The sequence below is a fragment of the Mycobacterium lehmannii genome, from assembly GCF_002245535.1.
Lineage (GTDB): Bacteria > Actinomycetota > Actinomycetes > Mycobacteriales > Mycobacteriaceae > Mycobacterium > Mycobacterium lehmannii.
On the sequence record NZ_NKCN01000002.1, the window covers coordinates 85,305 to 112,175 of the forward strand.

25 protein-coding genes and 2 riboswitches are annotated in these 26,871 nt (G+C 67.8%); of the genes, 16 read left to right on the forward strand and 9 right to left on the reverse strand.

Features of this window, described 5'->3' with window-relative positions:
* Positions 1–206 precede the first annotated feature (206 nt).
* From CEX87_RS02850 to CEX87_RS02885, 8 genes are all read left to right on the forward strand, one after another.
* Complete coding sequence (locus CEX87_RS02850) at positions 207–2,717, forward strand: ATP-binding protein (protein WP_064394261.1); 2,511 nt, start codon at positions 207–209, stop codon at positions 2,715–2,717.
* Positions 2,714–3,133, forward strand: a complete 420-nt coding sequence (locus CEX87_RS02855) for a roadblock/LC7 domain-containing protein (protein ID WP_064394260.1) — start codon at positions 2,714–2,716, stop codon at positions 3,131–3,133. The genes CEX87_RS02850 and CEX87_RS02855 overlap by 4 nt, the downstream gene beginning before the upstream one ends.
* 7 nt (positions 3,134–3,140) lie before the next feature.
* Positions 3,141–3,512 (forward strand): DUF742 domain-containing protein, encoded by a 372-nt coding sequence (locus CEX87_RS02860; RefSeq protein ID WP_064419437.1) that lies wholly within the window; start codon positions 3,141–3,143, stop codon positions 3,510–3,512.
* Positions 3,493–4,095, forward strand: a complete 603-nt coding sequence (locus tag CEX87_RS02865; protein ID WP_064394258.1) for a GTP-binding protein — start codon at positions 3,493–3,495, stop codon at positions 4,093–4,095. The genes CEX87_RS02860 and CEX87_RS02865 overlap by 20 nt, the downstream gene beginning before the upstream one ends.
* 4 nt (positions 4,096–4,099) lie before the next feature.
* Positions 4,100–4,663: a pentapeptide repeat-containing protein gene (locus CEX87_RS02870; protein WP_064394257.1), complete on the forward strand. Its 564-nt coding sequence runs from the start codon at positions 4,100–4,102 to the stop codon at positions 4,661–4,663.
* A gap of 112 nt (positions 4,664–4,775) precedes the next feature.
* Positions 4,776–5,261 carry an RrF2 family transcriptional regulator gene (locus CEX87_RS02875; protein ID WP_064394256.1) on the forward strand — a complete coding sequence of 162 codons (486 nt, stop codon included), beginning with the start codon at positions 4,776–4,778 and terminating at the stop codon, positions 5,259–5,261.
* Entirely contained in the window at positions 5,258–6,481 is a 1,224-nt protein-coding gene (locus CEX87_RS02880) for a globin domain-containing protein (RefSeq protein WP_064394255.1), read from the forward strand. Before CEX87_RS02875 ends, CEX87_RS02880 begins: the two co-directional genes overlap by 4 nt.
* A 62-nt stretch (positions 6,482–6,543) precedes the next feature.
* Complete coding sequence (locus tag CEX87_RS02885) at positions 6,544–7,818, forward strand: amidohydrolase family protein (protein WP_064394254.1); 1,275 nt, start codon at positions 6,544–6,546, stop codon at positions 7,816–7,818.
* Here CEX87_RS02885 and CEX87_RS02890 read toward each other — a convergent pair.
* Positions 7,815–10,478 (reverse strand): FHA domain-containing protein, encoded by a 2,664-nt coding sequence (locus tag CEX87_RS02890; protein ID WP_064419432.1) that lies wholly within the window; start codon positions 10,476–10,478, stop codon positions 7,815–7,817. The two genes, CEX87_RS02885 and CEX87_RS02890, sit on opposite strands and share 4 nt — an antisense overlap.
* Positions 10,479–10,593: 115 nt before the next feature.
* Between CEX87_RS02890 and CEX87_RS02895 the strand changes: the two genes are divergently transcribed.
* Positions 10,594–11,010 (forward strand): hypothetical protein, encoded by a 417-nt coding sequence (locus CEX87_RS02895; protein WP_131805099.1) that lies wholly within the window; start codon positions 10,594–10,596, stop codon positions 11,008–11,010.
* Here CEX87_RS02895 and CEX87_RS02900 read toward each other — a convergent pair.
* A complete protein-coding gene (locus CEX87_RS02900) occupies positions 10,977–12,200 on the reverse strand; it encodes an NADH:flavin oxidoreductase (protein ID WP_064394251.1) in 1,224 nt (407 codons plus the stop codon). The two genes, CEX87_RS02895 and CEX87_RS02900, sit on opposite strands and share 34 nt — an antisense overlap.
* Positions 12,201–12,228: 28 nt before the next feature.
* Between CEX87_RS02900 and CEX87_RS02905 the strand changes: the two genes are divergently transcribed.
* Both CEX87_RS02905 and CEX87_RS02910 read left to right on the forward strand, forming a co-directional pair.
* Entirely contained in the window at positions 12,229–13,086 is an 858-nt protein-coding gene (locus CEX87_RS02905) for a bifunctional methylenetetrahydrofolate dehydrogenase/methenyltetrahydrofolate cyclohydrolase (protein ID WP_064394250.1), read from the forward strand.
* Complete coding sequence (locus CEX87_RS02910) at positions 13,083–13,376, forward strand: DUF3017 domain-containing protein (RefSeq protein WP_064394249.1); 294 nt, start codon at positions 13,083–13,085, stop codon at positions 13,374–13,376. Before CEX87_RS02905 ends, CEX87_RS02910 begins: the two co-directional genes overlap by 4 nt.
* Before the next feature lie 78 nt (positions 13,377–13,454).
* Here CEX87_RS02910 and CEX87_RS02915 read toward each other — a convergent pair whose 3' ends face one another.
* Genes CEX87_RS02915 through CEX87_RS02925 form a run of 3 tightly spaced genes read right to left on the reverse strand, consistent with a single transcriptional unit; the run spans position 13,455 to position 16,665 of the window.
* Positions 13,455–14,186: a class I SAM-dependent methyltransferase gene (locus tag CEX87_RS02915; RefSeq protein ID WP_165593259.1), complete on the reverse strand. Its 732-nt coding sequence runs from the start codon at positions 14,184–14,186 to the stop codon at positions 13,455–13,457.
* A complete protein-coding gene (metX, locus tag CEX87_RS02920) occupies positions 14,183–15,316 on the reverse strand; it encodes a homoserine O-acetyltransferase MetX (RefSeq protein ID WP_064419431.1) in 1,134 nt (377 codons plus the stop codon). The genes CEX87_RS02915 and metX overlap by 4 nt, the downstream gene beginning before the upstream one ends.
* The gene (locus CEX87_RS02925) at positions 15,316–16,665 is read right to left on the reverse strand and encodes a bifunctional o-acetylhomoserine/o-acetylserine sulfhydrylase (RefSeq protein WP_064419430.1); all 1,350 of its coding nucleotides are present in this window, start codon (positions 16,663–16,665) and stop codon (positions 15,316–15,318) included. Before CEX87_RS02925 ends, metX begins: the two co-directional genes overlap by 1 nt.
* 100 nt (positions 16,666–16,765) lie before the next feature.
* A riboswitch (SAM riboswitch) is annotated at positions 16,766–16,888 on the reverse strand.
* Positions 16,889–17,075: 187 nt separating this feature from the next.
* On the opposite strand from CEX87_RS02925, the gene CEX87_RS02930 reads away from it, so the two are divergent.
* Entirely contained in the window at positions 17,076–19,331 is a 2,256-nt protein-coding gene (locus CEX87_RS02930) for an NADP-dependent isocitrate dehydrogenase (protein ID WP_064425241.1), read from the forward strand.
* Here the strand turns inward: CEX87_RS02930 and CEX87_RS02935 are convergent.
* Positions 19,328–20,161 carry an alpha/beta fold hydrolase gene (locus tag CEX87_RS02935; RefSeq protein WP_064394244.1) on the reverse strand — a complete coding sequence of 278 codons (834 nt, stop codon included), beginning with the start codon at positions 20,159–20,161 and terminating at the stop codon, positions 19,328–19,330. The two genes, CEX87_RS02930 and CEX87_RS02935, sit on opposite strands and share 4 nt — an antisense overlap.
* A 69-nt stretch (positions 20,162–20,230) precedes the next feature.
* Here CEX87_RS02935 and CEX87_RS02940 point away from each other — a divergent pair, with 69 nt between their 5' ends.
* The 3 genes from CEX87_RS02940 to yhjD are packed head-to-tail and all read left to right on the forward strand — an operon-like array spanning position 20,231 to position 23,112.
* The gene (locus tag CEX87_RS02940; protein ID WP_094286195.1) at positions 20,231–21,046 is read left to right on the forward strand and encodes an exodeoxyribonuclease III; all 816 of its coding nucleotides are present in this window, start codon (positions 20,231–20,233) and stop codon (positions 21,044–21,046) included.
* Positions 21,043–22,059 (forward strand): tryptophan--tRNA ligase, encoded by a 1,017-nt coding sequence (gene trpS, locus CEX87_RS02945; protein ID WP_064394243.1) that lies wholly within the window; start codon positions 21,043–21,045, stop codon positions 22,057–22,059. Before CEX87_RS02940 ends, trpS begins: the two co-directional genes overlap by 4 nt.
* Positions 22,060–22,074: 15 nt before the next feature.
* Positions 22,075–23,112 (forward strand): inner membrane protein YhjD, encoded by a 1,038-nt coding sequence (gene yhjD, locus CEX87_RS02950; protein WP_233151260.1) that lies wholly within the window; start codon positions 22,075–22,077, stop codon positions 23,110–23,112.
* Here yhjD and CEX87_RS02955 read toward each other — a convergent pair.
* On the reverse strand, positions 23,106–23,429 hold the full coding sequence (locus CEX87_RS02955; protein WP_064394241.1) for a DMT family transporter: 324 nt from the start codon (positions 23,427–23,429) through the stop codon (positions 23,106–23,108). The two genes, yhjD and CEX87_RS02955, sit on opposite strands and share 7 nt — an antisense overlap.
* A 14-nt stretch (positions 23,430–23,443) precedes the next feature.
* Positions 23,444–23,507: riboswitch (guanidine-III (ykkC-III) riboswitch) on the reverse strand.
* A 59-nt stretch (positions 23,508–23,566) separates the two neighbouring features.
* Here CEX87_RS02955 and CEX87_RS02960 point away from each other — a divergent pair.
* Positions 23,567–24,487 (forward strand): NAD(P)H-dependent flavin oxidoreductase, encoded by a 921-nt coding sequence (locus tag CEX87_RS02960; protein WP_198957153.1) that lies wholly within the window; start codon positions 23,567–23,569, stop codon positions 24,485–24,487.
* On the opposite strand, the gene CEX87_RS02965 is transcribed toward CEX87_RS02960, so the two are convergent.
* Together CEX87_RS02965 and CEX87_RS02970 are read right to left on the reverse strand one after the other, a co-directional pair.
* On the reverse strand, positions 24,484–25,707 hold the full coding sequence (locus tag CEX87_RS02965) for a D-alanyl-D-alanine carboxypeptidase family protein (RefSeq protein ID WP_094285903.1): 1,224 nt from the start codon (positions 25,705–25,707) through the stop codon (positions 24,484–24,486). The genes CEX87_RS02960 and CEX87_RS02965 overlap by 4 nt on opposite strands.
* Positions 25,708–25,788: 81 nt before the next feature.
* Complete coding sequence (locus tag CEX87_RS02970; protein WP_094286199.1) at positions 25,789–26,796, reverse strand: SMP-30/gluconolactonase/LRE family protein; 1,008 nt, start codon at positions 26,794–26,796, stop codon at positions 25,789–25,791.
* Between the last annotated feature and the right edge of the window lie 75 nt (positions 26,797–26,871).

Sequence of the window (26,871 nt, forward strand, 5' to 3'; positions counted from 1 at the left end):
ACCGCTTTTCACCTGCGGTTTTCAACTCTGTCTGTTCAGTAAGAATGGTGGATTCGGCCGCACATCGCTGGCATACTCGTCCAATTGCCAGGGCCGGAACAGGCCCGCCGGGGTGGGCAGATCAGTAGAAAATCAGTGGGAAGTCTCATGAATGACGTGCCATCGCTGACGATGAAGCCGCCGGCCCTGCGAACAGCCGTGCGCCGATGAGCGTGTTCTCCCCGCGCGAACCCGAGCCGCCGGTCAAACGGCCGTCGCGGTGGGCCTTGTCCAACTGGCCGGTCCGGTGGAAAGTGCTCGCGATCGTCCTGGTGCCGTTGATCGTGGCCGCAACGTTCGGCGGCCTGCGCATCTACGGCGACGTGACCGCGGAGGCCGATCTACGACGCGCCGCCGAACGCGCCGAAATGGTGCCCGCGATCGAGCGCTACATGGAGGCGTTGGAAGCGGCGATGCTGGCCACCTCGCCCAATGGTGAGGCCAACGGTGACATGCAGGCCGCGCTGAGCCGATTCGACAGCAGCCGTCGTGAACTCCAGCTCCGGATGGAGGCCACCGACGTCGCTCCGGACGTCCGCCAGGGCATCACCACCATGATCGACGACGGTCAGGCGCTGATGGACAGGGTCACCTCGAACAGCGTCGGACTGCGCGACAGCATCCAGGCCTACGCGCTGTTGCTGCTGCCCGCCGAGGATGCGGTGACCGGCTCGGTCCGCGTCGACGACGAACGCATCCGCGCGGAGACCGTCGGGCTGGCCCGGGCGATCGGGGCGCGCGGCCAGATGACGATGCAGACGCTCGCGCTCACCCGCGGTGCCGAGTTGCCCGAGCCCGATTTGCGGACCGCGGTGATCGCACTTGCCGGCACCGAGCCGTCGACGTTGTTCGGTATGAGCCAGGTGCTCGGGGTGGGATCGCCCGAGGCCAAGGCGCTGCAGGCCGAGTTCGTCAAGCGGATGGCGCTGATGACCGACCCGGCGGTGCCACTGGTCAACAACCCCGAACTACTGGGGTCGGTGGCCGCAACCGATCAGATCGCGTCCCAGATCATCGAGCGGACCACCGGGGCGGTCACGTCGGCCGTGCGGGACCGAGCCGACGCTCAGCGCACCACCTTGATCCGCGATGCGGTCATCGTCGGTGTGTCCATGCTGGTCGCGCTGATCATCGTGGTCCTGGTGGCGCGCACGCTGGTGCGACCGCTGCGGCGTCTGCGCGACAGCGCGCTCAAGGTCGCCCACGAAGACCTCGGCGCAGAAATCGAGCGGGTGCGAGCCGGTGGTGACGCCTCGCAGATCACCCCGATCCCGGTGCACACGACCGAGGAGGTGGGCCAGGTGGCCCATGCCGTGGATGAACTGCACGAGCAGGCCGTCTTCCTCGCCGCCGAACAGTCGCGGTTGCAGCTGCAGATCGGGGACATGTTCGAGACGCTCTCGCGGCGCAGCCGCTCACTGGTTGACCAGCAATTGGCGTTGATCGACCGGTTGGAGCGCAACGAGGAGGACCCCGAGCGGCTCGAGAGCCTGTTCCGGCTGGACCATCTGGCCGCCCGGATGCGACGTAACGGCGCGAACCTGCTGGTGCTGTCCGGCGCGAGGGTTCCTCGCGAGCAGGCCGAGCCGGTTCCGGTCTCCGCGGTGATCAATGCCGCGGCCTCCGAGGTCGAGGACTACACCCGGGTCGTTACCGCGACCGTTCCCGACAGTGAGGTCGTCGGCGCCGTCGCCGGTGACCTGGTCCACCTGCTCGCCGAACTGCTCGACAACGCGCTGCGCTACTCGCCGCCGATCTCACAGGTGCGGGTGTCGGCGGTGCACACCGCCAACGGCGGACTGGTCATCGAGGTGAGTGACATCGGGCTCGGGATGACCGAGTCGGATCTGCGGGTGGCCAACTCCCGTCTGCAGTCGGGCGGACAGGTCGACCCCTACACCGCGCGGCACATGGGGTTGTTCGTCGTGGGGCGCCTCGCCGCGCAGCACGGGCTGGTGGTCCGGTTGCGGTCCACGATCGGTGGCGAGCCGGATTCGGGCACCACCGCCGGTGTGTATGTTCCGAGCGAGTTGTTGAGGCGGCCCGGGGAGCCGCATCAGTTCAGCGAGCCCGAGTACGCCACGCCCGCCGACGCCCATTCGGGGATCGCGACGGCGCTGGCGCTCGATGAGCCGAGGCACGCCAATGGCCACTCTGATGCGCCGATCGCGGTCCTGCCGCAGCGCAACCCCGGCGCCAGCGGTATCGCGGCCACCCCGGATGAGGAAGTCGAGGAGCCGGAACCGGCCGGCCGGCCGACGGACACCTCGAGCTTCTTCGCGGCGCGGACACAAGCGGCGGAAACGGCCGATGCCGACGACTCGATCTACCAGAGCATGCTCTCGGAGTGGCTGGTCGACCCGACCGAACTCGCCAACAGCGAGGACCTGAACTGGGAATCGGTCTGGGACCACGGCTGGTCGGCCGCGGCCGCCGCTGACGAGGCCCCGGTCACCGAAGTCACCGACGACGGGCTTCCGGTGCGCACTCCGGGTGCCCGCCTCGTGCCGGGCGCCGCGCAGACCGGCGAGGTAGCATCGGCGGCTGAGTTGGGCGCCGAACCGGGAGCCAAGCAACGCGATCCTGACGCCGTTCGCGCCAGCATCAGCAGCCACTTCGGCGGGGTGCACGCCGGCCGCTCGCACGCACGAGAGACCAGAGGAACCGATACCGAATGACGTACCCGGCCCGTTCGACGCAGCGTGACTCGCTCGACTGGCTGGTCTCCAAATTCGCCCGCGAAGTGTCGGGGGTGACGCACGCGGTGCTGGTGTCCGCCGACGGGCTGCTGATGGCGGCCAGTGAGCACATCCCGACCGAGCGGGCCGACCAACTCGCGGCCGTGGCCTCCGGACTGGCGAGCCTGTCCACGGGTGCGGCGCAACTCTTCGACGGCGGCCACGTGCTGCAGTCGGTGGTCGAGATGGAGAACGGCTACCTGCTGTTGATGCGCGTCGGCGACGGCTCGAACCTGGCGACCCTGGCGGCACGCAACTGCGACATCGGCCAGATCGGTTACGAGATGGCGGTATTGGTCGAGCGGGTGGGCACCGTCGTCCAGTCGGCGCGCCGGCGCGCACGCCAACATTCGTGAGCCGCCGATGGACCAATGGGAGGGCGACGTCGCGGCCGAGCCGAGCCTGGTCCGGCCGTACATCCTGACCGCGGGCCGCACCGACTCCCGCGTCTCGCTGCCGCTGGAAGCGCCGATCGAGGCGGTCGACTCGGCCAAGCCGCCGCGCTGGCCGGGTAACGACGTGCGCGGGCAGATCGTGGCGATATGCGTCGACCGCCCGTCGGTTACCGAGATCGCTGTGAAGTTATCGTTGCCGCTCGGCGTGGCGCGGGTGCTCATCGGGGATCTCGTGACGCAGGGTTATGTGGCGGTCGGCAGCACCCTGGGCGAGTCGACCGACATCGACGAAAGACGTGAGTTGATAGGAAGGACACTGCGTGGCCTCAAGGCACTTTGAGGAGCGCCGAGCACCGAAACCCTCGGGCCAGCCGGCTTCTTCCAAGATCGTCATCTCGGGCGGCTTCGGCGCCGGGAAGACGACGTTCGTCGGCGCGGTCTCCGAGATCGTGCCGCTGCGGACCGAGGCCTTGGTGACCGCCGCCTCGGCGGGTGTCGACGGGCTGGAAGCCACGCCCGAGAAGAACACGACGACGGTGGCGATGGACTTCGGTCGCATCACCTTGGCCGATGACCTGGTGTTGTACCTGTTCGGCACGCCCGGTCAGCGCCGGTTCTGGTTCATGTGGGACGACCTCGTCCGCGGCGCGATCGGAGCCATCATCCTGGTCGACGTGCGGCGGCTACAGGACAGCTTCGCCGCGGTCGACTTCTTCGAGGCGCGTAACCTGCCCTTCCTCGTCGCAATCAACGAGTTCGACAGCGCGCCAAGGCATCCCGCCGCCGCGGTACGCAAGGCGTTGGCGTTGGGCGAGCACGTTCCGGTGATCACCGTCGACGCGCGTGACCGGCAGTCCGCCAAGGCGGCGTTGATCGCGATCACCGAGTACGCTCTGGCGAACCTGACCTCCCTGCCCGGTTGACCGAGTGCGTCCCGACGAAACACTGTGGAGCGACGAGCACTACACCGGCCGCGACTTCCGCGACGACGACCTCAGCAGGCTGCGCACCGAACGCGTGGTCTTCGACGAATGTGATTTCCGCGGGGTCGACCTCACCGAATCCGAACATGCCGGTTCGGCGTTTCGGAACTGCCGGTTCGAGCGAGCGACCCTGCACCACAGCGTATTTCGACAATGCAGCATGCTCGGATCGGTATTCACCGGAAGCCGCCTTCGGCCGATGACGCTGGTCGACGTCGACCTGACAATGGCCGTCCTCGGCGGATGTGATCTGCGGGGTGTGGATCTCACCGGATGCCGGTTGCGTGAGGCAGGCCTCGTCGACGCCGATCTGCGCAAGGCGGTGTTGCGCGGCGCGGATCTGAGCGGGGCGCGGGTGCAGAACCTGCGACTCGACGAGGCCGACCTTCGCGGCGCCAGGACCGACCCGACACTGTGGACCACCGCTGGCCTCACCGGCGTGAAGATCGACGTCGACCAAGCGCTCGCGTTCGCCGCCGCGCACGGCCTGAACATCCACGGGGAATGATGCGGCGGCGGATGCCGCGAATCGCCTGATCAAAAAACCGCAGCGTACGTGGTGTTTAAGCACACATCGGGAAAACTCGCATCCGCAATACCGAATTACTACGTTCTGTCGTATGCAGCTCACTCGGTTCACCGACCTCGGTCTTCGGACCATGATGCTGCTCGCCGCCGGCGAAGCAGAGGACCGCCGGGTCACCACCCGGTCGATCGCGGTCGGTGCGAACGCCTCGGAGAACCACGTCGCCAAGGCGGTCGCCCGATTGGCCGATCTCGGCGTGGTGAACACTCAGCGCGGCAGGGTCGGCGGGCTGACCCTGACCGCGGCCGGCCGCGAAGCGTCACTCGGTTGGCTCATCCGGCGCCTCGAGGGTGACCGGGAGGTCATCGACTGCGACGGCGCCCACCCGTGCCCATTGGTGTCGGCATGCCGGTTGCGCCGTGCGCTCGCCGACGCCAAGGAGGCGTTCTACCGCGAGCTCGACCGCCACACCATCGCCGATTTGACAAGGGATGCAGGGCTTCTCCTGATCCACGGGCCACCGCTCAAGGGCGCCGACCCAGAACCTCTTCCCCAACCCGCCGAAAGGGCCCCCCGATGACCGCGATTGCCGCCGCACCCGCTGAACTCGATCCGCAACACGCCGAGATCGTTTCGGTCACGCTTCCTCTGATCGGTGCGCACATCGACGAGATCACCACGGAGTTCTACCGCCGCCTGTTCGCCAACCACCCGGACCTCTTGCGCAACCTGTTCAATCGCGGCAACCAGGCCCAAGGTGCTCAGCAGCGGGCCTTGGCGGCGTCGATCGCGACCTTCGCCGCCCACCTCGTCGACCCACAGCTTCCGCACCCGGCCGAACTGCTGTCCCGGATCGGGCACAAGCACGCGTCACTGGGCATCACCGCCGAGCAGTACCCGATCGTGCACGAGCATCTCTTCGCCGCGATCGTCGCGGTACTCGGCGCTGACACGGTGACCGACGAGGTGGCCGCCGCGTGGGACCGGGTCTACTGGATCATGGCGCAGACCCTGATCGACATCGAGCGCGCGCTCTACGCGGCCGCGGGGGTCGCCGACGGTGACGTCTACCGTCGCGTCCGTGTCGTCTCCCGGCTCGACGACCCGTCGGGAGCGGTGCTGCTGACCGTCCGCCCGGTCGGTGGCGGGTTCCCGGAATTCCTTCCGGGACAGTATGTTTCGGTGGGCGTCACGATGCCCGACGGTGCGCGTCAGCTGCGCCAGTACAGCCTCGTCAACGCTCCGGGAGAGGACCTGACGTTCGCGGTCAGACCGGTCGCCGCCGTTGGCGATCAGCCCGCCGGCGAGGTGTCCACCTGGATCGCGTCGAACGTCTGCGTCGGCGACATCCTCGACGTCACCGTGCCATTCGGTGATCTGCCCGCGCCCACGGGGGACCAACCACTGGTGCTCATCTCGGCCGGGATCGGCATCACCCCGATGGTCGGCATCCTGGAGTACCTCGCGGCCAACGCGCCCGCCACCCCGGTGCAGGTGTTGCACGCCGACCGCAGCGACGTCAGCCACCCGCTGCGAGAGCGACAGCACGAGCTGATGGCCCAGCTGAAAAACGGCTCGCTGGACGTCTGGTATGAGGACGGCCTGACCGCTGGACGGGCGGGCGTGCATCCGGGGCTGCTCACGCTGGACGGCATCGAGTTGCCTGCGACCGCCGAGATCTACCTGTGCGGCAACAACGGTTTCGTGCAGGCGGTCCGTACTCAGTTGCTCGCGCGGGGTGTGCCGGCCACGCGGGTGCACAGTGAGCTGTTCTCACCCAACGACTGGCTGCTGTCATGAGCGGGTGCGGCCAATAGCGCCGAAACCGCATGCGGCCATCTGTCCGGAGAAAGAATGGGCAGATGGCCGCCACATGGGACACCCTCGATCGCTACGTCGTCATCTCCACCGACACCCACGCGGGGGCCGACCTGCGCGACTACAAGGCCTACCTGCCCGCCCGGCTGCACGACGACTTCGACGCATGGGCCGCGACCTATGTCAGCCCGTTCGACGACCTGATCATCGCCACCGCGCAGCGCAACTGGAGCCATGAGCTTCGGATTTCGGAGATGGACGCCGACGGGGTGGCGGCCGAAGTGCTGCTTCCCAACACCGTCCCGCCGTTCTTCCCGACCACCCCGAACATCACCATCACGCTGCCGCGCACCCGCGACGAGTTCGAGAAGCGATGGGCCGGTGTGCAGGCCCACAACCGGTGGCAGATCGACTTCTGTTCGTTGGCGCCGGCGCGGCGCCGGGGGCTGATTCAGGTGTTCCCCAACGATGTCGACCTGGCGCTCGAGGAGATCCGCTGGGGCGCCGAGAAGGGCTGCTTCGGCGGCGTGCTGCTACCCGCCGTCTCACCCGGTGACCCCAACGTCGCACCGCTGTTCCACACCCGCTACGAACCGATCTGGGCGCTGTGCGCGGAACTCGACCTGACCGTGGTTCAGCACGCCGGAGCCGGCAGCCCGCTGATGCCGATGGATCAGCCGGCGTCGAATGCCGTGCTGGTCACCGAGATGGCGATGTGGGCGCAACGCACGGTTTCGCACCTCATCCTCGCCGGGGTGTTCGAGCGTCATCCGACCCTGCGGTTCGTGCCGACCGAGCAGGGAACGCTGTGGCTGCAGGACCAGATGATGCTGCTCGACGTCATGGTGCCCTCGATGAAATCCGAAGCGGGGAACCGCACGTACGGAATGTTCGGCGGCTCGTCGATCGACGAATTGACCATGGAGCCCAGCGATTACGCCAAGCGGAACTGCTACCTGGCATCGGAGTTGACGCCGTACGAGTCGTCGACCATCGACTACCTCGGTGCCGACCACGTCATGTGGGGCAGCGACTACCCGCACGAGGAAGGCTTCGCGCCGCACTCCAAGTTGGCGATCCGCTGGGCACTGCACGACCAACCCGAGGACGTGTGCCGCAAGATCCTCGCCGGGAATGCCGCCCGGCTGTACCGGTTCGACCTGGACGCCCTCGTCCCGGTCGCCTCCGAGATCGGTCCGACGGTCGCCGAAGTGCATACACCGCTGGGCGATACGGGTTATGTCTCGCCGCCCGCGTTCGGTTACCGCCCGTTCGAGGGCGGTCTCGCCCTCAAGCGGCTCGCCCCTGCCCGAGGCTAGGTACTGCTCAGCCGAATCCGCCAGCGCACGAACGCCGTGTAGCCGATGGAGATCAGCGCCAGCATGCCCATGTCGAACAGCCATGTGCCCGCGCTGTGTTCCCAGTGTCGGTCGTTGGGCGTCAATGGGCCAGGCACCAACCGGATCAGGTCGATCGTCGAGGCCGAAGCCGCGAAACCCCAACGGGCAGGGGTGAACCAGGACATCTGATCGAGCACGATCCGGTCCGTCACCGGGATCATGCCGCCCGAGAACACCAGCTGGGACATGATCGCCACCACCAGCAGCGGCATGATCTGTTCGTTGGACCTGGCCAACGCCGAGAGCGCCAGGCCCACCATCGCCGCGGCCACCGTCGTCACCGCGATGTCGACGAACAACTCGATGCTGCGGTTGCCGATGAGCGCGCCGCTTTCGACGGCCCCGGGACCCCAGCCCTTACCGATGATCGCGATCGCCGTGACGATCGCCGACTGGACGATCGCGAACAGGGTGAACACGAACACCTTCGCCAAAAGGTATGCGGTCGTTGACAATCCGACGGCCTGCTCGCGGCGGAAGATCGCCCGTTCGCCGATCAGCGCCCGGATGGTCAGCGCGGTGCCCATGAAGATGGCGCCGACGTTGAGCATGACCAGGATCTGGCCCGGCTCGTTGGGTGCCGGGCCGCCCTGTATCGCAGGCACCGGCACGCCGAACCCGACGTCACCGGGCACGGAGAGCGACAGCACGCCCATGATGAACGGCAGCAGCATCAGGAACGCGAAGTAGCCGCGGTCGGACACCACCAGTCGCACCTGTCGGCGCGCGATCGTCGAGAACTGTCGCCGTACGCTCGTGCTCGTCGGGCTGCCCAGATCGGACGGCTCCTCGGTCGGCGGCGGCGGTGGCGGAGGCCCGTGCTGGGACAGGAAGCGTTCGTTGGCCGCCTCGGGGTCGCTGGCCACCGAGCTGAAGATGTCGGCCCAGTTGGTGGTGCCCATCGACGGGCCGATCTGGCTGGGCGGGCCGTAGAACGCGGTCTTTCCGCCGGGCGCCAGCAGCAGCACCTGATCGCAGACGTCGAGATAGGTCAGCGAGTGCGTGACGACCAGCACGACGCGCCCGGCGTCGGCCAGTTGCCGCAGCATCGTCATCACCTGACGGTCCAGTGCGGGGTCCAGACCCGAGGTCGGCTCGTCGAGGATCAGCAGCGACGGGCCGGTCAACAGTTCGAGCGCAACCGAAGCGCGCTTGCGCTGGCCGCCGGAGAGCTTGTCGACGCGGGTCTCCAGATGGTTGGTCATCTCGAGTTCCTCGAGCACCTGCATGACGACCTGTTCCCGGTCGGCCTTCGTGGTGTCCGGCGGCAGGCGCAGTTCCGCGGCGTACATGAGCGCCTGACGGACGGTCAGCTGACCGTGCACGACGTCGTCCTGGGGGACCATCCCGATCCGGGAGCGCAGCGACGCGTATTCGGCGTGCACGTTGTGGCCCTCGAAGGTCACCGTGCCCGTCGTCGGATGGGTATAGCCGGCGACCAACCGGGCGAACGTCGACTTGCCGGCGCCCGACGGGCCGATGACCGCGGTCAGAGTCCCGGGCCGCGCGGCGATCGAGATGTTGTCCAGCAGCGTCTTGTTGTTCTCGATGGTCCACGTGACGCCGTGAACTTCCAGTCCGCCGGTGCGGGTCGCGGCCTCGCTCTCGCTGCGGCGGACCAGTGTGCCGCCGGAGAAGACGAGGTCGATGTTGCCGATCGTGACCGTATCCCCGTCGCGAAGCAGCGCGGACTCCACGCGTGCACCGTTGACGAACGTGCCATTGATGCTGCGGTTGTCGATGATCTCGGTACCGGCCGCCGTCGGCACCAGCGTGGCGTGGTGGCGCGACGCCAGCACGTCGGGTACGACGATGTCGTTGTCGGTGGCTCGACCGATCTTGACTGCGCCGGGGACGTTGTCCGGCGGCCTGGTTCCCGGCCGCAGAATCTTGAGCATGCTCGTGGCGAGGTTGCCCTCGCTGGAGCGCGGAGCCGCGGTCGGTCCCATCATCGTCGCCGACTCGAGCGCCGGGGACGATATCACCTGACGCACCGGCTGTTGAGGGCTCGTATAGGCCGCGGGCTGCGGCGTGCTGGGATGCCGGGGCGGGGGAGGCGCACTCGGATAGGTCGGTTGTGGACGCGCCTGACCCGGCGGCGGACCGTACGGCCGCGCGGTGTGCGGAGCCGAGTGGGGTCCCGAAACCGGCGGGGGTGGCGGCGCGGTGGGGTAGTTGCCCGTCGGTCGCTGGTTGGCGATCGGCACCGCCACGGTCGGTGTCCGGCCGACCGCGCCCTGATGGCGGCCGATCTCGAAAGTCAGCCGCGGACCGTCGGGATTGCCGATGTTGATCGTCTGACCGTCGTGGATGTCGACCGCGGAAACCCTGCGGTTGTTGACGAACATCCCGTTGAGGCTGCCGTTGTCGATCGCCACCCAGCGGCCCTGGTCGAAGCGCAACACCAGATGCGCACGGGAGATCAACGGATGGGCGATGCGAACGTCGGCGCGCAGATCGCGGCCGATGACGACGTCATTGCCCGCCGCGAAGGTTCGGGTCGATCCGTCGTACCGAACGGTGAGCGCGGGTGAAGCAGCTCGGCTCGTCGGAGCCGGACCGCCGGCGACATTGGACATCGTCGCCAACTCTAACGGTAGGCATGTCCGACCCGGTGCTCCGACCACGAAAGTTTGCCGGTCGTACGGCGAGTCGCGCGCTTATGGCGACGAAACGTGGTCACCATAGGTCATGGTGTCTCGGGCGCCTTTCCTGGTCTTCGGCATTGGCGGGCTCTGTGTCGTAGCGGCGTTCCTGGCGCCGACGGTCGATGCGCAAGGCGCCATCGCGATCGACGCCCGTGGGTTCGTCGACTCCGAAGCCCGTTGCGAGGCGCCATGGCAGCCAGCGGCTTTGGGCCGTACCCAGTTCGCGCTCGTCGCGATCTGCGAACGTGGCAGCAGCTACGAGTACCGCGGGGTGCGGATGAGCGACGGTCTGGTGCTGACCGCGCCTGCCGTCGAAGACAGTGACGGCGTCTTCACCGTCGAGAACGAGGGCGCCACATATACGTTTTCGCCCAAGGAACTCGTCGTGACCGCCGGAGACCAGGTGCTGGTGACCGAACCGATGGTGGCCTACGTCGAGCCGCGGCCCGCCGTCGACGGCTGATAGTTGTCCGGCGCCCCGGTCAGCACACAGCGGGTGTGGCTGTAGATCGTCGGCATGCACTTGTTGCAGTGATCGCAGATCGACTGCACCGAGCTGTCGGCCTGGATGCGGTTGATCAGGTCCGGTTCGGCCAGCAGCGCGCGTCCCATCGCCACGAAGTCGAATCCCTCGGCCATCGCGAGGTCCATCGACTCTCGGTTGGTGATGCCGCCCAACAGGATCAGCGGCATCTTGAGTTCGGCGCGGAACTTCTGGGCGTGGCGCAACAGGAACGCGTCGCGGTAGGGGTACTCGCGCAGGAACTTCTTGCCGGTCATCCGGATGCCCCACCGAATCGGCGGCTTGAACGCATTTGCGAACTCCTTGACCGGCGCGTCGCCGTGGAACAGGTACATCGGGTTGACCAGCGAGCTGCCCGCCGTCAGCTCGATGGCGTCCAGCCCGCCGTCCTCCTCGAGCCACTTCGCGGTCTGCAGCGACTCCTCGATCGGGATACCGCCGCGCACACCGTCGGTCATGGTCAGCTTCGCAGTCACCGCGATAGGGGCACCTTCCTTCTCCACCGCGCGCCGCACCGCCATGACGGCGCCGCGGGCCACTTTGGCGCGGTTCTGCAGGGAACCGCCGAACTCGTCGGTGCGGCGGTTGAGCAGCGGGCTGAGGAACGAACTGGCCAGGTAGTTGTGGCCGAGATGGATCTCGACCGCATCGAAACCGGATTCGATCGCGAGGCGCGCGGCGTTGGCGTGGGCCTCGGTGACGTCGCGGATGTCCTCACGTGTGGCCTTTTTGGCGAACCGCATCGACAGCGGGTTGAAGAAGCGGATCGGCGCCAGCGCCTTGGCCTTGTTGGTCCGCGCATTCGCCACTGGGCCGGCATGGCCGATCTGCGCGCTGATCGCCGCGCCCTCGGCATGGACCGCTTCCGTCAGCCGCTTCAGGCCGGGCACCGCCTCGGGGCGCATCCAGAGCTGCCAGCCGTCGGTGCGCCCGCCGGGGGCGACCGCGCAGTAGGCGACCGTCGTCATCCCGACTCCGCCGGCGGCGGGCAGTCGGTGGAAGTTGATCAGTTCGTCGGTGACGAGCGCGTCCGGCGTCGACGCCTCGAACGTCGCCGCCTTGATGATCCGGTTGCGCAGCGTCACCGGGCCGAGCTTGGCCGGGGTGAACACATTGGGCTGAGTGTTCATGGTCTCAGAGCATGCCAGACTGTGACCCGTGGGTGCGATCACACTGGACGGCAAGGCCACGCGCGACGAGATCTTCGTCGACCTCACCGAACGGGTCGCGGCGCTGACCGCGGCGGGACGTACGCCGGGGTTGGGCACGGTGCTCGTCGGCGACGACCCCGGGTCTCAGGCCTACGTGCGCGGTAAGCACTCCGACTGCGCGAAGGTCGGCATCAACTCGATCCGCCGCGACCTGCCTGCCGACATCAGCCAGGCCACGCTCGACGAGACGATCGACGAGCTCAACGCCAACCCCGAGTGCACCGGTTACATCGTGCAGTTGCCGCTGCCCAAGCACCTCAACGAGAACGCCGCCCTGGAGCGCGTCGACCCGGGCAAGGACGCAGACGGTCTGCATCCGACGAACCTCGGCAGGCTGGTTCTCAACGAACCGGCACCGCTGCCGTGCACCCCGCGCGGGATCGTGCACCTGCTGCGCCGCTACGAGGTGGAGATCGCCGGCGCGCAGGTCGTCGTCATCGGCCGCGGTGTGACGGTCGGTCGCCCGCTCGGACTGCTGCTGACCCGTCGTTCGGAGAACGCGACGGTGACGTTGTGCCACACCGCGACTCGCCATCTCCCGGAGCTGGCCCGAGAGGCTGACATCATCATCGCCGCGGCGGGCATGCCGCATATGGTGACCGCCGAGATGGTGCGACCCGGCGCGGCGGTCGTCGACGTCGGGGTCAGCCGCGACGAGAACGGCAAGCTCGTCGGTGACGTCCACCCCGACGTCTGGGACGTCGCAGGCCACGTCTCGCCTAATCCGGGTGGCGTCGGCCCGCTGACGCGGGCGTTCCTTCTGACGAACGTGGTCGAGCGCGCGGAGGCACTGGCGGCGACGTGACGCCAAAGGAGTTCGCGCGCAAGGTTTTCGCGAGTCAGTGGCCGTTCTGGTCGGTCGGACTGATCTTCGCCGCCGCGTTCGTCCTGGTGGTCGCGGGCTATTGGCGACGCGGCGCGCTGGTGATGGCGATCGGGGTCGGGGTGGCTGCCGCGCTGCGGCTGATGTTGAGCGACGAACGGGCGGGGCTGCTGGCGGTGCGCAGCCGAGGTGTCGATTTCGTCACCACCGCGACCGTCAGCGCGACGATGCTCTATGTCGCCTGGACCATCGACCCGCTGGGCACCAGCTAACGCTGCAATCGCCGAGACTTACGCTTTGGCGGGTTTTCCTCGACCATATCCGCCAATACGTCGATCTCGGCGCGGCTGTCAGGCCAGCGTCGCCCGGATGCACACCGTGACGTACGGCAGCGCCAGCCCGGTGGAGTTGGCCAGCGCCGGGTGGGTCGCCAACAGCTCGCGCACGCGGTCCAGCGTCCTGGTGCGCACCTGCTCCGGTGAGGTGATGCAGTAGCTGCGGGACGCCACGAGGTCGATAAGCGCCTGGGGGGTCAGGTAACTGGTCCACTCGACCTGATGACGTTGCACATCGGTGAACGGTTCGGGCAGCGACACGGTGTTGCTGAACGGATCGTGTTCGTGACCGATGATCCGGCCGAGGTCTTTGACCCAACCGAGCCGCTCGTCGCGGGTGTTCCACACCAGGCCCAGCCGACCGCCGGGGCGCAGCACGCGGGCGACCTCCTTGACCGCGATCTCGGGATCGAACCAGTGCCAGGCCTGGGCCACCAGCACGGCGTCCACGCTGTCGTCGGGCAGCGGGATCTCCTCGGCCGTGCCGAGCAGCGCGGGCGTCTCGGGAAGCGAACGACTCAGCAGGTCAAGCATTTCGGGAATCGGATCGACGGCGACGACGTCGAGGCCGCGCTCGACGAGGCGCGTGGTCAACTTGCCCGTGCCCGCGCCGAGGTCGAGCACCTTGGCGGCGGCCGACGGCAGCAGCCAGTCGATCGCCTCGGGCGGATACGACGGCCTACCGCGTTCGTAGGCTGCGGCTTCCGCGCCGAACGACAGCGAGCGATCCTGTTCCAGCCCGCTCACCGAGATGCCAGCTCCAGCGTCCGGCGGATGAGCTTGTAGACCGCGTCGGTCTCCACCAGGAAGCCGTCATGCCCGTAGATCGACTCGACGACATCGAGTCCGGCGCAGCCGGGCAGCAATTCGGCCAGCTCCTCCTGCAGCCGAAGCGGGTAGAGCCGGTCGGAGGTGATGCCGCCGACCACCGCAGGCACACCACAGCCACGCAGCGCGGCCTCGACGCCCCCGCGGTTCCGTCCGACGTCATGGCTGGACAGCGCCTCGGTGAGGGCCACATAAGTGCCCGCATCGAACCGCGACACCAGCTTTCGGCCCTGATGCTCCAGATAGCTCTGCACGGCGTAGCGGCCGCCGACGCCGGGGTCCTCGTCGTCCTGCGGATCGTTGGCGAACCGGGTGTCGAGCTCGAGTTCGCCGCGATAGGTCAGGTGGGCGAACCGGCGGGCGATCTCCATGCCGAGATCGGGGGACAGGCCGGTGCCGTAGTAGTCGCCGTTCTGCCAATTCGGGTCCGCTTTGATCGCGGCAACCTGCGAGCTCTGCGTGCCGATCTGGTCTGCGGTGGCACGCGCGCCGACGGCCAGCACCAGCCCCGAGCGCACCCTGTCCGGATGGCCGACCATCCACTCGAGGGCGCGGGCGCCACCCAACGAGCCGCCCATGACCGCGGCGACTTCGGTGATCCCGAACGCCTCCAGCGCGGCGATGTCGGCGCGCACCTGGTCGCGCACGGAGACGACCGGGAAACGCGAACCCCACGCCTTGCCGTCGGGATGCGGTGAGCTCGGGCCGGTGGAGCCGCGGCACCCGCCGAGCACATTCGTCGCAACCGCGCACCAGCGGTCGGTGTCGATGGGTCCGCCGGGTCCCGCGACGCCGTCCCACCAGCCGGGGGTCGGGTGCTCGGGTCCGGCCGGACCGGTGATGTGCGAGTCGCCGGTCAGCGCGTGCAGCACGACGACGACGTTGTCGCGCTCGGGCGACAACTCGCCCCAGCGCTGCACGGCGATCGACACGTCGTCGATGACCGCGCCGTTCTCCAGCGTCAGCGGGCCGATGTCGACCACGCCGATCTCGCCTTCCGCGGGCAGATTCAGGAGTGGCACCTCGACTTCCAGGTCGGAGAGGGTCATCAGAACGCCGCCGTGGTGTTCGGATCGGACTTGCCTGCGGAACTGAACGGCTTGGCGGCGGCGAAGCCCCGCTCCAGATCGGCCAGGATGTCGTCGATGCCCTCGATGCCGACCGCCAGCCGCACCAGACCTGGCGTGACGCCGGTGGCCAACTGCTCCTCCGGCGAGAGCTGCGCGTGTGTGGTGGAAGCCGGATGGATCACCAGCGAGCGCACGTCGCCGATGTTGGCGACGTGGCTGTGCAGGGTCAGCGAGTTGACGAAGGCCTTCCCGGCGTCGACCCCGCCGGCCAGTTCGAACGCGAGCACTGCACCGGTCCCCTTGGGCGCCAGCTTCTTTCCGAGCTCGTACCACGGAGACGACGGCAAACCGGCGTAGTTCACCGAGATGACGTCCTCGTGCCCCGCCAGGTATTCGGCGACCTTCTGTGCGTTCTCGACGTGCCGCTCGACGCGCAGGCTCAACGTCTCCAGTCCCTGGGCGACCAGGAATGCGTTGAACGGTGACGCGGCCGAACCCATGTCGCGCAGCAGCTGAACGCGCGCCTTCAGCGCGAACGCGGGCGGGCCCAGCTCGGCGAACACGACGCCGTGGTAGCTGGGGTCGGGTTCGGTGAAGCCGGGGAACTTGCCGTTGGTCCAGTCGAATGTGCCGCCGTCGACGATGACACCGGCGATCGCCGCACCGTGCCCGCCGAGGTATTTGGTGGCCGAGTGCACGACGATGTCGGCGCCGTGGCGGAACGGTTGGATCAGATATGGCGTGGCGATCGTGTTGTCGACGATCAGCGGCACGCCGGCGTCGTGGGCGGCTGCGGCCACGTTCGGGATGTCGAGCACGTCGATCTTCGGATTGGAGATCGACTCGGCGAAGAACGCCTTGGTGTTCGGCCGCACCGCCGCGCGCCACGAATCGAGGTCGTCGGCGTCTTCGACGAAGCTGACCTCGATACCGATCTTGGGCAGCGTGTAGTGGAACAGGTTGTAGGTGCCGCCGTAGAGCCGCGGACTGGACACGATGTGGTCGCCGGCGTTGGCCAGGTTGAGGATCGCGAGGGTTTCGGCGGCCTGACCGGAGGCCAGGAACAGTGCGGCGACACCGCCCTCGAGCGCGGCAATGCGCTGCTCGACGGCGTCCTGGGTCGGGTTCATGATCCGCGTATAGATGTTGCCCGGTTCGGCGAGGCCGAACAGCGCGGCGGCGTGATCGGTGCTGTTGAACGTGTACGACGTGGTCTGGTAGATGGGCAGCGCCCGCGCGTTCGTCGCGCTGTCGGGGGTCTGTCCGGCGTGGACCTGTTTGGTTTCGAACGCCCACCGCGCGGTCGGGTCATCGTGTTCGGTGCTCATAGCTTCTCCTGTTGTGAGGGGCCGAAAGGGCATTTCACGCACTCAGCGGTAACTGCGCACGCCGGACCTCCGCTGTCTTCTCTGGGGGCCCGTCACAACGGACCCGCGCTTGCCGGTAACCGCTTGTCAGCGGGTACTCAACCTGGTCATCACCCGGGGCACCCCACCGCGGTTGGAGGGTTGCCGACCAGCAAGCCGGGGCTTGTCGCTGGCACTCATGACCGATGAGAAGCCTATCGCACGTCACCTGCGTCTGCCAGCGAGGGATGCCGACGACTGGCTACCCGCCGGTAACGGATCACAGTCCTTCCCGGCGGACCCCCTGGCTCACACAGAGCACCGGGTACGGCGCAATACTGGTAGTCGACTGACCGAGGCCTGAACCGATTAGCGAGCCGGGAGAACCCCACATGACTGCCGAGCAGCCGACCATCATCTACACGCTGACCGACGAGGCGCCGCTGCTGGCGACCTACGCGTTCCTGCCGATCATTCGCACGTTCACCGAGCCGGCGGGCATCAACGTCGAGACCAGTGACATCTCGGTGGCCGCACGCATTCTCGCGGAGTTCTCCGACCGGCTCACCGACGAGCAGCGGGTGCCCGACAACCTGGCGCGGCTGGGCGAACTCACGGAGAATCCCGACACCAACATCATCAAGCTGCCCAACATCAGCGCCTCGGTGCCGCAGCTGTTGGCCGCGATCAAGGAGCTCAAGGGGAAGGGCTACGACCTTCCCGACTATCCCGGCGAGCCGAAGAACGACGAAGAAAAAGAGATCAAGGAACGCTACGCCAAGGTCCTCGGCAGCGCGGTCAACCCGGTTCTGCGGCAAGGTAACTCGGATCGCCGCGCCCCCAAGGCGGTCAAGGAGTACGCGCGTCGCCACCCGCACAGCATGGGCGAGTGGTCGATGGCCTCGCGCACACACGTGGCGACCATGAAGACCGGCGACTTCTACCACGGCGAGAAGTCGATGACCCTGGACAAGGACCGCAAGGTCAAGATGGTGCTCGAAACGAACAGCGGCGAGACGATCGTGCTCAAGCCGGAGGTGGCGCTCGACGACGGCGACATCATCGACAGCATGTTCATGAGCAAAAAGGCGCTCTGCGAATTCTTCGAAGAACAGATCGAGGACGCCTACAAGACCGGCGTGATGTTCTCGCTGCACGTCAAGGCCACGATGATGAAGGTGTCGCACCCGATCGTGTTCGGCCACGCGGTGAAGGTGTTCTACAAGGACGCGTTCGCCAAGCACCAGAAGGTGCTCGACGAGCTCGGCGTGAACGTCAACAACGGCATGTCCGATCTCTACGACAAGATCCAGGCGCTGCCCGCCTCGCAGCGCGAGGAGATCGTCCAGGACATCCACGCCGTGCACGAGCACCGCCCGGAACTGGCGATGGTGGATTCGGCCCGCGGCATCACAAACTTCCACTCGCCGAGCGACGTGATCGTCGACGCGTCGATGCCCGCGATGATCCGTCTCGGCGGCAAGATGTACGGCGCCGACGGGCGGACCAAGGACACCAAGGCGGTCAACCCCGAGTCCACGTTCAGCCGGATCTACCAGGAGATGGTCAACTTCTGTAAGACCCACGGGCAGTTCGATCCGACGACCATCGGCACCGTGCCCAACGTGGGGCTGATGGCGCAGAAGGCCGAGGAGTACGGCAGCCACGACAAGACGTTCGAGATCCCCGAGGACGGCGTCGCCAACATCGTCGACGTCGACACCGGCGAGGTGCTGATGACCCAGAATGTCGAGACCGGCGACATCTGGCGCATGCCGGTGGTCAAGGACGCCGCGATCCGCGACTGGGTGAAGCTGGCCGTGACGAGGGCCAGGGCCGCCGACATGACCGCGCTGTTCTGGCTCGACACCGAGCGTCCGCACGAGGTGGAGCTGCGCAAGAAGGTCAAGGAGTACCTCAAGGACCACGACACCGAGGGCCTCCACATCCAGATCATGCCGCAGGTGTGGGCCATGCGGTACACCCTGGAACGGTTGATTCGCGGCCAGGACACCATCGCCGTGACCGGAAACATTCTGCGCGACTACCTGACTGACCTCTTCCCGATCCTGGAGCTGGGCACCAGCGCGAAGATGCTGTCGATCGTGCCGCTGATGGCCGGCGGCGGGATGTACGAGACCGGCGCCGGCGGCTCCGCGCCCAAGCACGTCCACCAGCTGGTCGAGGAGAACCACCTGCGCTGGGATTCGCTCGGCGAATACCTCGCTCTGGGAGCATGTTTCGAGGACATCGGGCGCAAGACCGAGAACAAGCGGGCTGTTCTGCTGGGTAAGACGCTTGACTCGGCCATCGGAAAACTGTTGGACAACAACAAGAGCCCGTCACGCAAGACCGGTGAGCTCGACAACAGGGGCAGCCAGTACTACCTCGCGATGTACTGGGCGCAGGAGCTGGCCGAGCAGACCGACGACAAGGAGCTCGCCCACCACTTCGCCGATCTCGCAAAGTCGTTGGCCGACAACGAGGATGCGATCGTCAACGAACTCGTCGAGGTGCAGGGCGACTCGGTCGACATCGGCGGGTACTACTACCCGGACCCGGAGAAGACCACCGCGGTGATGCGTCCCAGCAAGACGTTGAACTCGGTGCTGGAGGGCGCGACGAGCGAGCCGGTGACGAAGCTCTAACCGCCGAGTGCCTCACGCGGCTCGGCGGCGTGGCCGTCGACGAAGGCGACGATCAGGTCGGCCACACGCTGGGGCGCTTCGTACATCGGGATGTGGCCGACGTCGTCGAGATGCGTGACCTGCGTGCTCGACGGCAGCTGCTGGGTGAAGTGGCGGGTGAACCGCGGATGCGGCAGCACCCGGTCCTTCTCGCAGATCACCAGGTGGGTGGGGCACGCGCTTTCGGCCAGTTCCATCAGGCCCGGGGTCAGCAGCGACTTCACCAGCAGCTGGTAGTAGGCCGGGCAGTGGGTGACGTCGTCGATGATGTCGACGAGGTCGTCGTCGGACAACCGGTCCGGCGTGGCGCTGATCGGAAAGTGCGCCAGCCAGCGCGTGAACGGCAGCTTCAAAACGCGTTGCCGGAACGCCAGCGTGAACACCCACACCGGGAAGCCGGCCAGGAACTTGCCGACGATCTCGAATTTCGCCGGGGTGAACTTGCTCCAACCGCCCGCCGGTGCGATCCCGGTCAGCGTGCGGGCCCGGCCGCGGCGCTCCAACTCGAAGGCCACCCAGCCGCCCAGCGAGTTGCCGACGATGTGCGCGGTGTCCCAGCCCAGCGCGTCCATTCTGCGTTCGACGTCGTCGGCCAGTTCGGCGGTGTCCAGGAACCGGTGCCCCTTCACCCCGCCGTTGTGCCCGGGCATCGTCGGGGCCAGCACCTCGTAGCGGCCGGTGTCGGCGATGAGCGGGGCGACCTTCTTCCACACGTTCTGCGACATCATGAACGGGTGTAGGAGGACGATGGGCTCGCCTGAGCCGACGTGGATCGGTGCGCGCTCGGTCATCAGCCCGACAGTAAAGGTGATACCGGCGGTACCGCAAGTGCGTCGGTATGGTCTGCCGCTGTGACCTCGCTGATCGTCAGCACCATCAACGTCAACGGCATCCGCGCCGCGGTCAAAGAGCGCTCACCGCAGAACGGCGGCATGCTGCCGTGGCTGGCGTCGACCACCGCCGACGTGATCTGCCTGCAGGAAACCCGCGCCGACGATGGCCAGCTGACCGCCGCATTGGCGCCCGCCCTGGATGACGGGTGGCGCCTCGCGTCGGCCGAACCGCATATCAAGGGCCGCAGCGGCGTGGCCGTGCTGTCGCGCCACCCGATCTCGGCGTCGCGGCTGCTCGAGTCCGACGAGTTCGGCGGGCACGGCCGCTATCTGGAGGTCGACACCGCCGGGGTGACGGTCGCGAGCGTCTACGTCCAGACCGGCGAGGCAGAGACGAACCGGCAGCTCGAGAAGGAACGGTTCACGGCCGAACTCGCCGCTCGGATGGCGACGCTGACCGACCGCGAGGCCGTCGTATGCGGCGACTGGAACATCGCCCACACCACCAACGACATCAAGAACTGGAAGGGAAACCTCAAGAAGTCCGGGTTCCTGCCGGGTGAGCGACAGTGGCTCACCGAACTGCTCGCCTCGGGTTGGGTGGACGTGGTTCGCGAGTTGCACCCCGACCAGCCGGGTCCGTATGCGTGGTGGTCGTGGCGGGGCCGCGCCTTCGACAACGACGCCGGCTGGCGCATCGACTACCAGTTGGCCACCAAGGCGCTGGCGGAGCGGGCCGTCGCCGCCCGGGTGGAGCGCGCCGAGGCGTATGCGCTGCGCTGGTCGGACCACGCGCCGGTGACGGTCGAATACCGGTCGCGTGAAATGATCGGGCGATCATGAGCAGTTCGCCGAAACCCGTCGTCTTCTCCGGGGTCCAACCGACCTCCGATTCTCTGCACCTCGGCAATGCACTGGGAGCGATCCAGCAGTGGGTCGGCCTCCAGGACGACCACGACGCGTTCTTCTGCGTGGTGGACCTGCACGCGATCACGATCCCGCAGGACCCCGAGCGGCTGAGGCGGCGCACGCTGGTCACCGCCGCGCAGTACCTCGCGCTGGGCATCGACCCGGCCCGGGCCACGATCTTCGTGCAGAGCCACGTTCCCGCGCACGCCGAATTGGCCTGGGTGCTCGGCTGTTTCACCGGTTTCGGGCAGGCGTCGCGGATGACGCAGTTCAAGGACAAGTCGCAGAAGGAGGGCAGCGAGGCCACCACCGTGGGGTTGTTCACCTATCCGGTGCTGATGGCCGCCGATGTGCTGTTGTACGACACCGAGCTCGTCCCGGTTGGGGAGGATCAACGCCAACATCTGGAGCTGGCACGCGATGTGGCGCAACGGGTCAACTCCCGCTTCCCGGACACCTTCGTCATCCCCGAGCCGATGATCCCGAAGGCGACGGCCAAGATTTACGACCTGCAGGACCCGACGTCCAAGATGAGCAAATCCGCGGGAACCGAGGCAGGCCTGATCGGCCTGCTCGACGAGCCGAAGGCCTCGGCCAAAAAGATCCGCTCGGCCGTCACCGACAGCGAACGCGAGGTGCGTTACGACCTCGACGCCAAACCCGGCGTCTCGAACCTGCTGACCATTCAGTCTGCGGTCACCGGCACCGACATCGACAAGCTCGTCGACGGTTACGCGGGACGCGGATACGGCGACCTCAAAGCCGACACCGCCGAAGCCGTCGTCGAGTTCGTGACACCGATCAAGGCCAGGGTCGACGAACTGCTCGCCGATCCGGCCGAGTTGGAATCGATTCTGGCGGCGGGGGCCGAAAGGGCCCGCGACGTGTCTGCGACGACGCTGCGGCGGGTATATGACCGGTTGGGGTTTCTGCGGCCGGGGGGCTGACGTGGGGAGGCTGGCGTGACACCTCCGGGGGAGCCGGAAGAGAAGCGGGGCTTCGTCGACCGCCTGCGCGCGCGGCACGAATGGTTCGACCACGTCATGCGGGCGCAGGAGCGCTACAAGGACAGCAAGGGTGACTTCTACGCGGCAGGCATCACCTACTTCACGGTCTTCGCGATGTTCCCGCTGTTGATGGTCGGCTTCGCCGTCGGCGGTTTCATCCTGGTCAGGCAGCCCGAACTGCTCGCCGAGATCCAGGATCGGATCAGGGCGTCGGTGTCCGGCGACGTCGCCACACAACTCGTGGAGCTGATGGACTCCGCGATCGAGTCCCGCACCTCGGTCGGCATCATCGGGCTGGCCACCGCGGCATGGGCCGGGCTCGGCTGGATGGCCAATCTGCGCGAGGCGCTGAGCCAGATGTGGGGCCTGATGCGACGCGACACCCCCGGCTTCGTGCGCACGAAGCTGTCGGATCTGACGGCCATCGCCGGCTTGTTCCTGGCGATCGCGGCCACCATCGCGCTGACCGTGGTGAGCAGCTCCGGGCTGGCCCGCAAGGCCGTCGAATGGGTTGGGCTGGGCGATGTTCCGGGCATGAGCATTCTGCTGCGGGTGATCTCGCTGGCCATCTCGGTGCTGATCAGTTGGCTGCTGTTCACCTGGATCATCGCGCGGTTGCCCCGCGAGTCGATCAGCTTCAGTTCGGCGATGCGGGCCGGGGTGCTCGCGGCGGTGGCGTTCGAGGTCTTCAAACAGGTGGCGTCGATCTACTTACGTTCGGTGGTGACCGGCCCGGCCGGAGCGACGTTCGGTCCGGTGCTCGGCCTGATGGTGTTCGCCTACATCACCGCCCGGCTCATCCTCTTCGCCACGGCGTGGGCGGCGACGTCGATCGAGAACATGGAGGCCGCACCGCTCCCGCCGCCCGGGCTCGTGCAGATCACCCCCCGGGTGCAGGTGCACGAGGGTGTCGGCGTCGGCGGCGTGCTGGCGGCCGCGGCGGCGGGAGCGGTTGGCGCGTTGGGAATTTCGCGACTGCGACGGCGTCAGTGACCCTGGCTGACCAGCTGCAGGCCGACCACGCAACCGACGATGCCGAGCAGCAGTGCCACCTTGATCGGTGATGCGCTCTCCTCGCCGGTGGCCAGCGCATAGACGACGGTGAGCGCGGCGCCCACGCCCACCCACACCGCATAACCGGTGCCGACGGGCAGATCCCGCAATGCGATACCCAGACCGCCCATCGAGATGATCAGTGCCACAACGAAAACCGCTATCGGAATCGGCCGGCTGAAACCTTGCGACTTGCTCAGTGCGACGGCCCACACGGCTTCGAACGCACCCGACACGATGAGGATGACCCAGGGCATGAAGCAACACCTCCGAAACGCCGTCTTGTCGCTGGCCGGGTACGGCGCCGCTCGTCCGGTGTCAACTGCTGACAGGGCCACCGTAGCAAAGCGGTAACGTCGCGTCCGTGCCCCTTGCGACGCCCTGGTCCCGCCGGATGGGACTCGACGCGCCGATCGTGAATGCGCCGATGGGCGGCACCGCGGGCGGCGTCCTGGCCGCAGCGGTGTCCCGGGCGGGCGGCCTCGGCATGATCGGCATGGGCAGTTCGGCCACCGCCGCGAAGTTGGCGGCTGAGTTCCCGCACGTATCGGCGCTCGAGCGTCCGTTCGGGATCGGGCTCGTGCACTGGGTGACGGCGGCCGAGCCCGAACTGTTGGAGGTCGCGCTCGCCGCGAAGCCCGCGCTGCTGGCCGTCAGCTTCGGCGACGACTGGTCCTGGGTGGGGCAGGCTCACGACGCCGGCGTACCGGTCGCCGCGCAAGTGGCCGATGTGACCGGCGCGCGACGGGCGCTCGACGCCGGTGTCGACGTGATCGTCGCGCGCGGGGCTGAGGGCGGCGGGCACGGCGAGCCGCGCATCGGGACCTTGCCGTTGCTCGCCGAGGTGCTCGACGCGGTGACGGTGCCCGTACTCGCCGCCGGTGGTATCGGCTCGGGCCGCGGCCTGGCCGCGGTGCTGGCCGCCGGAGCCTCGGGCGCCTGGCTGGGGACCGCGTTCACGACCTGTACCGAAGCGACGACGTCCGATGCCGCGCGCCGGCAGCTGTTGCGCGCATCCGGCGACGATACGGAGACGACCCGCGTCTTCGACATCGCGCTCGAGTATCCCTGGCCGGCAACGCTTCCCGAGCGGGTGCTCCGCAACGAATTCGTCGACCGCTTCGACGGTCGCGACGAACTCATCGATGCCGACGCCCGCGCCGAACTCGCCGCCGCTGCGGCCGCCGAGGACTACCGGGTGGCGCCCGTCAACGCCGGGCAGGGCGTCGGCATGGTCGCAGAATCGCGCTCCGCGGCGGAGGTGGTCGAACGGCTCTGCGCCGATGCGGAACTGTTGTTGCGCCGCTGGTGCTAGTGCTGCGGGCGCCGGTTCAGCGACCGTGCGCCCATGATCAACGAGAACACGATCACGCTGCCGACCACCCCGACGCCGACCCGCACCGGCATCGCGTCGATGTCCGACATCATCGGGGCCGCGCTGACCGCGGGGTTGGTGCCATCGCCGTCCGGTTTGGTTCCCAGCAACGATGGGTCGGGCTCGATCAGTGTGCCGACGCTGGTGCCCGGTGCCGTCGCGAACCCGTAGTCGAGCAGATGCGCGGCTTGCTCCCACGGTGCGATCGGCTGGCGGGTGCCCTTGAGGAGCACCGCGACGAGCCGACGGCCGTCGCGGTCGGCGGCACCGACGAACGTCTGCCCGGCGTCGTCGGTGTAGCCGGTCTTACCGCCCAACGCACCGGGGTAGTTGAGCAACAGCTTGTTGTCGTTCTCGATCGGGTAGCCGACATCGCCGCGGCCGGGGAAGTCGAATGCGCGGGTCGACACGATGTCGCTGAAAACCGGGTTGCGCCAGGCGTACCGGTAGAACAGGGCCATGTCGTAGGCCGAGGTGCTCATGCCGGGACCGTCGAGCCCGGACGGCGTGGCGACCCGGGTGTCGAGGCCGCCCAACTTGCGGGCCAGGTCGTTGAGCTTGTGCAGCGCGGCGTCCCAGCCACCCATCTGGCGAGCCAGTGCGAACGCGGCGTCGTTGCCCGAGTACATCAGCAGCCCGTGCAGCAGGTCGTTGATCGAGTAGTGGCCGCCCTCGCCGACGCCGACCTTGGTGCCCTCCTGGGCGGCGTCCTCGGCGGTGCCGGGCACGACCTTGTGGAGCGGCAGTTCCTTGATCGCCTGCATGGCGGTCAACACTTTGACGATGCTGGCGGGCCGGTGCCTGCCGTGCGGATCCTTGGCCGCGATGACGTCACCGGAGTCGAGGTCGGCCACCAGCCACGCCTCGGCGGAGATGTCGTTCGGCAGCGGCGGCGTGCCCGGCGCGGTGATGACCCCACAGCCGGAGAGCTTCTCACCGCCCATCGGCGTGGCCGGCACCGGCAGCGGTGCGGGCGGTGCCTGACCGGGCTTGGGGACCTCGGAGGCGTCGACCGCGGGTGGTGTCACCTCGCGGTACGGGCATGCGCTCGCCTCGGGCGCCGCCGGCGGCTGCGCGCTTGCCACGGCCGGTCCCGCGGCCACGAACAAGGCTGTGGCCAGTACGGCGGCGCGTTGCAGCGGAATTCGAAACTTCGCCATCGTGACCGCACATTAAGCCGCGAACGGGCTGATCGCGCGTAGGCGCGCTGTGACTGGTGTTACTTGAGTTTCATTTGTGACTTAGCGGAGCGACAGCGACGCGATGTCGACGTGCGCGACGGCGGGGAACCCGATGCTGCCCATCCACAGCCGGCCCTCGGACTCGACCAGACCGGTCACCATGCCGAACCGCGGATGCTCGCAGCGGATGCCCGCGACGACGTCACCGGTTTCCGGATCGAACGCCACCGCCCACACCTCGGGCTTGATCTGGGGCTGCAGCTTGTCGGGCAGCTTCCACAGCAGCTTGCGCAACGCGGGCCAGCGCGGCGCGAGCCATTCGGCGGCGGCGTTGAGCGGCGAGACCATCGCGCACCAGATGCGGCCGTCGGCGCCGGTGGACAGGTTGTCGGGATGGCCGGGCAGGTTCTTTCGAAGCGGGGTCACCGACCCGGCGCGCTCGCCGGTGAGCCAGAACTTCGACAACCCGCGCCCCATCGTCTCGGCGAAGACCAACGCCGACCCGTCGGCGGTGGGGGTCACGCCGTTGGCGAAATACAGCCCGGCGACCGCGGTGAGCACGGTGCCGTCGGCATCGCGCCGGAACAGGCTGCCGCGCGGGCGCGCCTCCATCACCGCACCCTTGAAATGGGCGTAGTCGAACGCGCTCGTCGACTCGGTGAAATAGATTGTGCCGTCCGGTGATTGGGTGACGTTGGAACAGAACATCAATCGCCGGTCGTCGACGTCAGCCACGAGCGTCTCCACCGTGCCGCTGGCCGGGTCGAGCGACAGCAGGCCGCCGGGACTGGTGCAGACCAGGATGCGGCCGTCGTGGGCGACGTGCATGCCCAGCGGCCGGCCCTCGGTCGTGGTGACGACGACCGGGTCCCCACCGCCGGGGGTGATGCGCAGGATGCGGCCGTCGTCGACGCCTGCCCAGATGGCGCCGTCGGCGTGGACGACCACGTCCTCGGGCGCGTTGCCCGGAAGCGGGATGACGGTCAGGTCGGCCGACGGCAGATCCGGAAGCGGATCGACGGGCGGCGGCTGCCAGCGGACGGGATCGATCGGCGGCTTCTTCGGCATCGGCTTGGTGGACACGCCGCCAGTCTCGCCGAAATGGCATTCCAGCAGGCAGTTACTCGTACTTTCGCTGCTGGA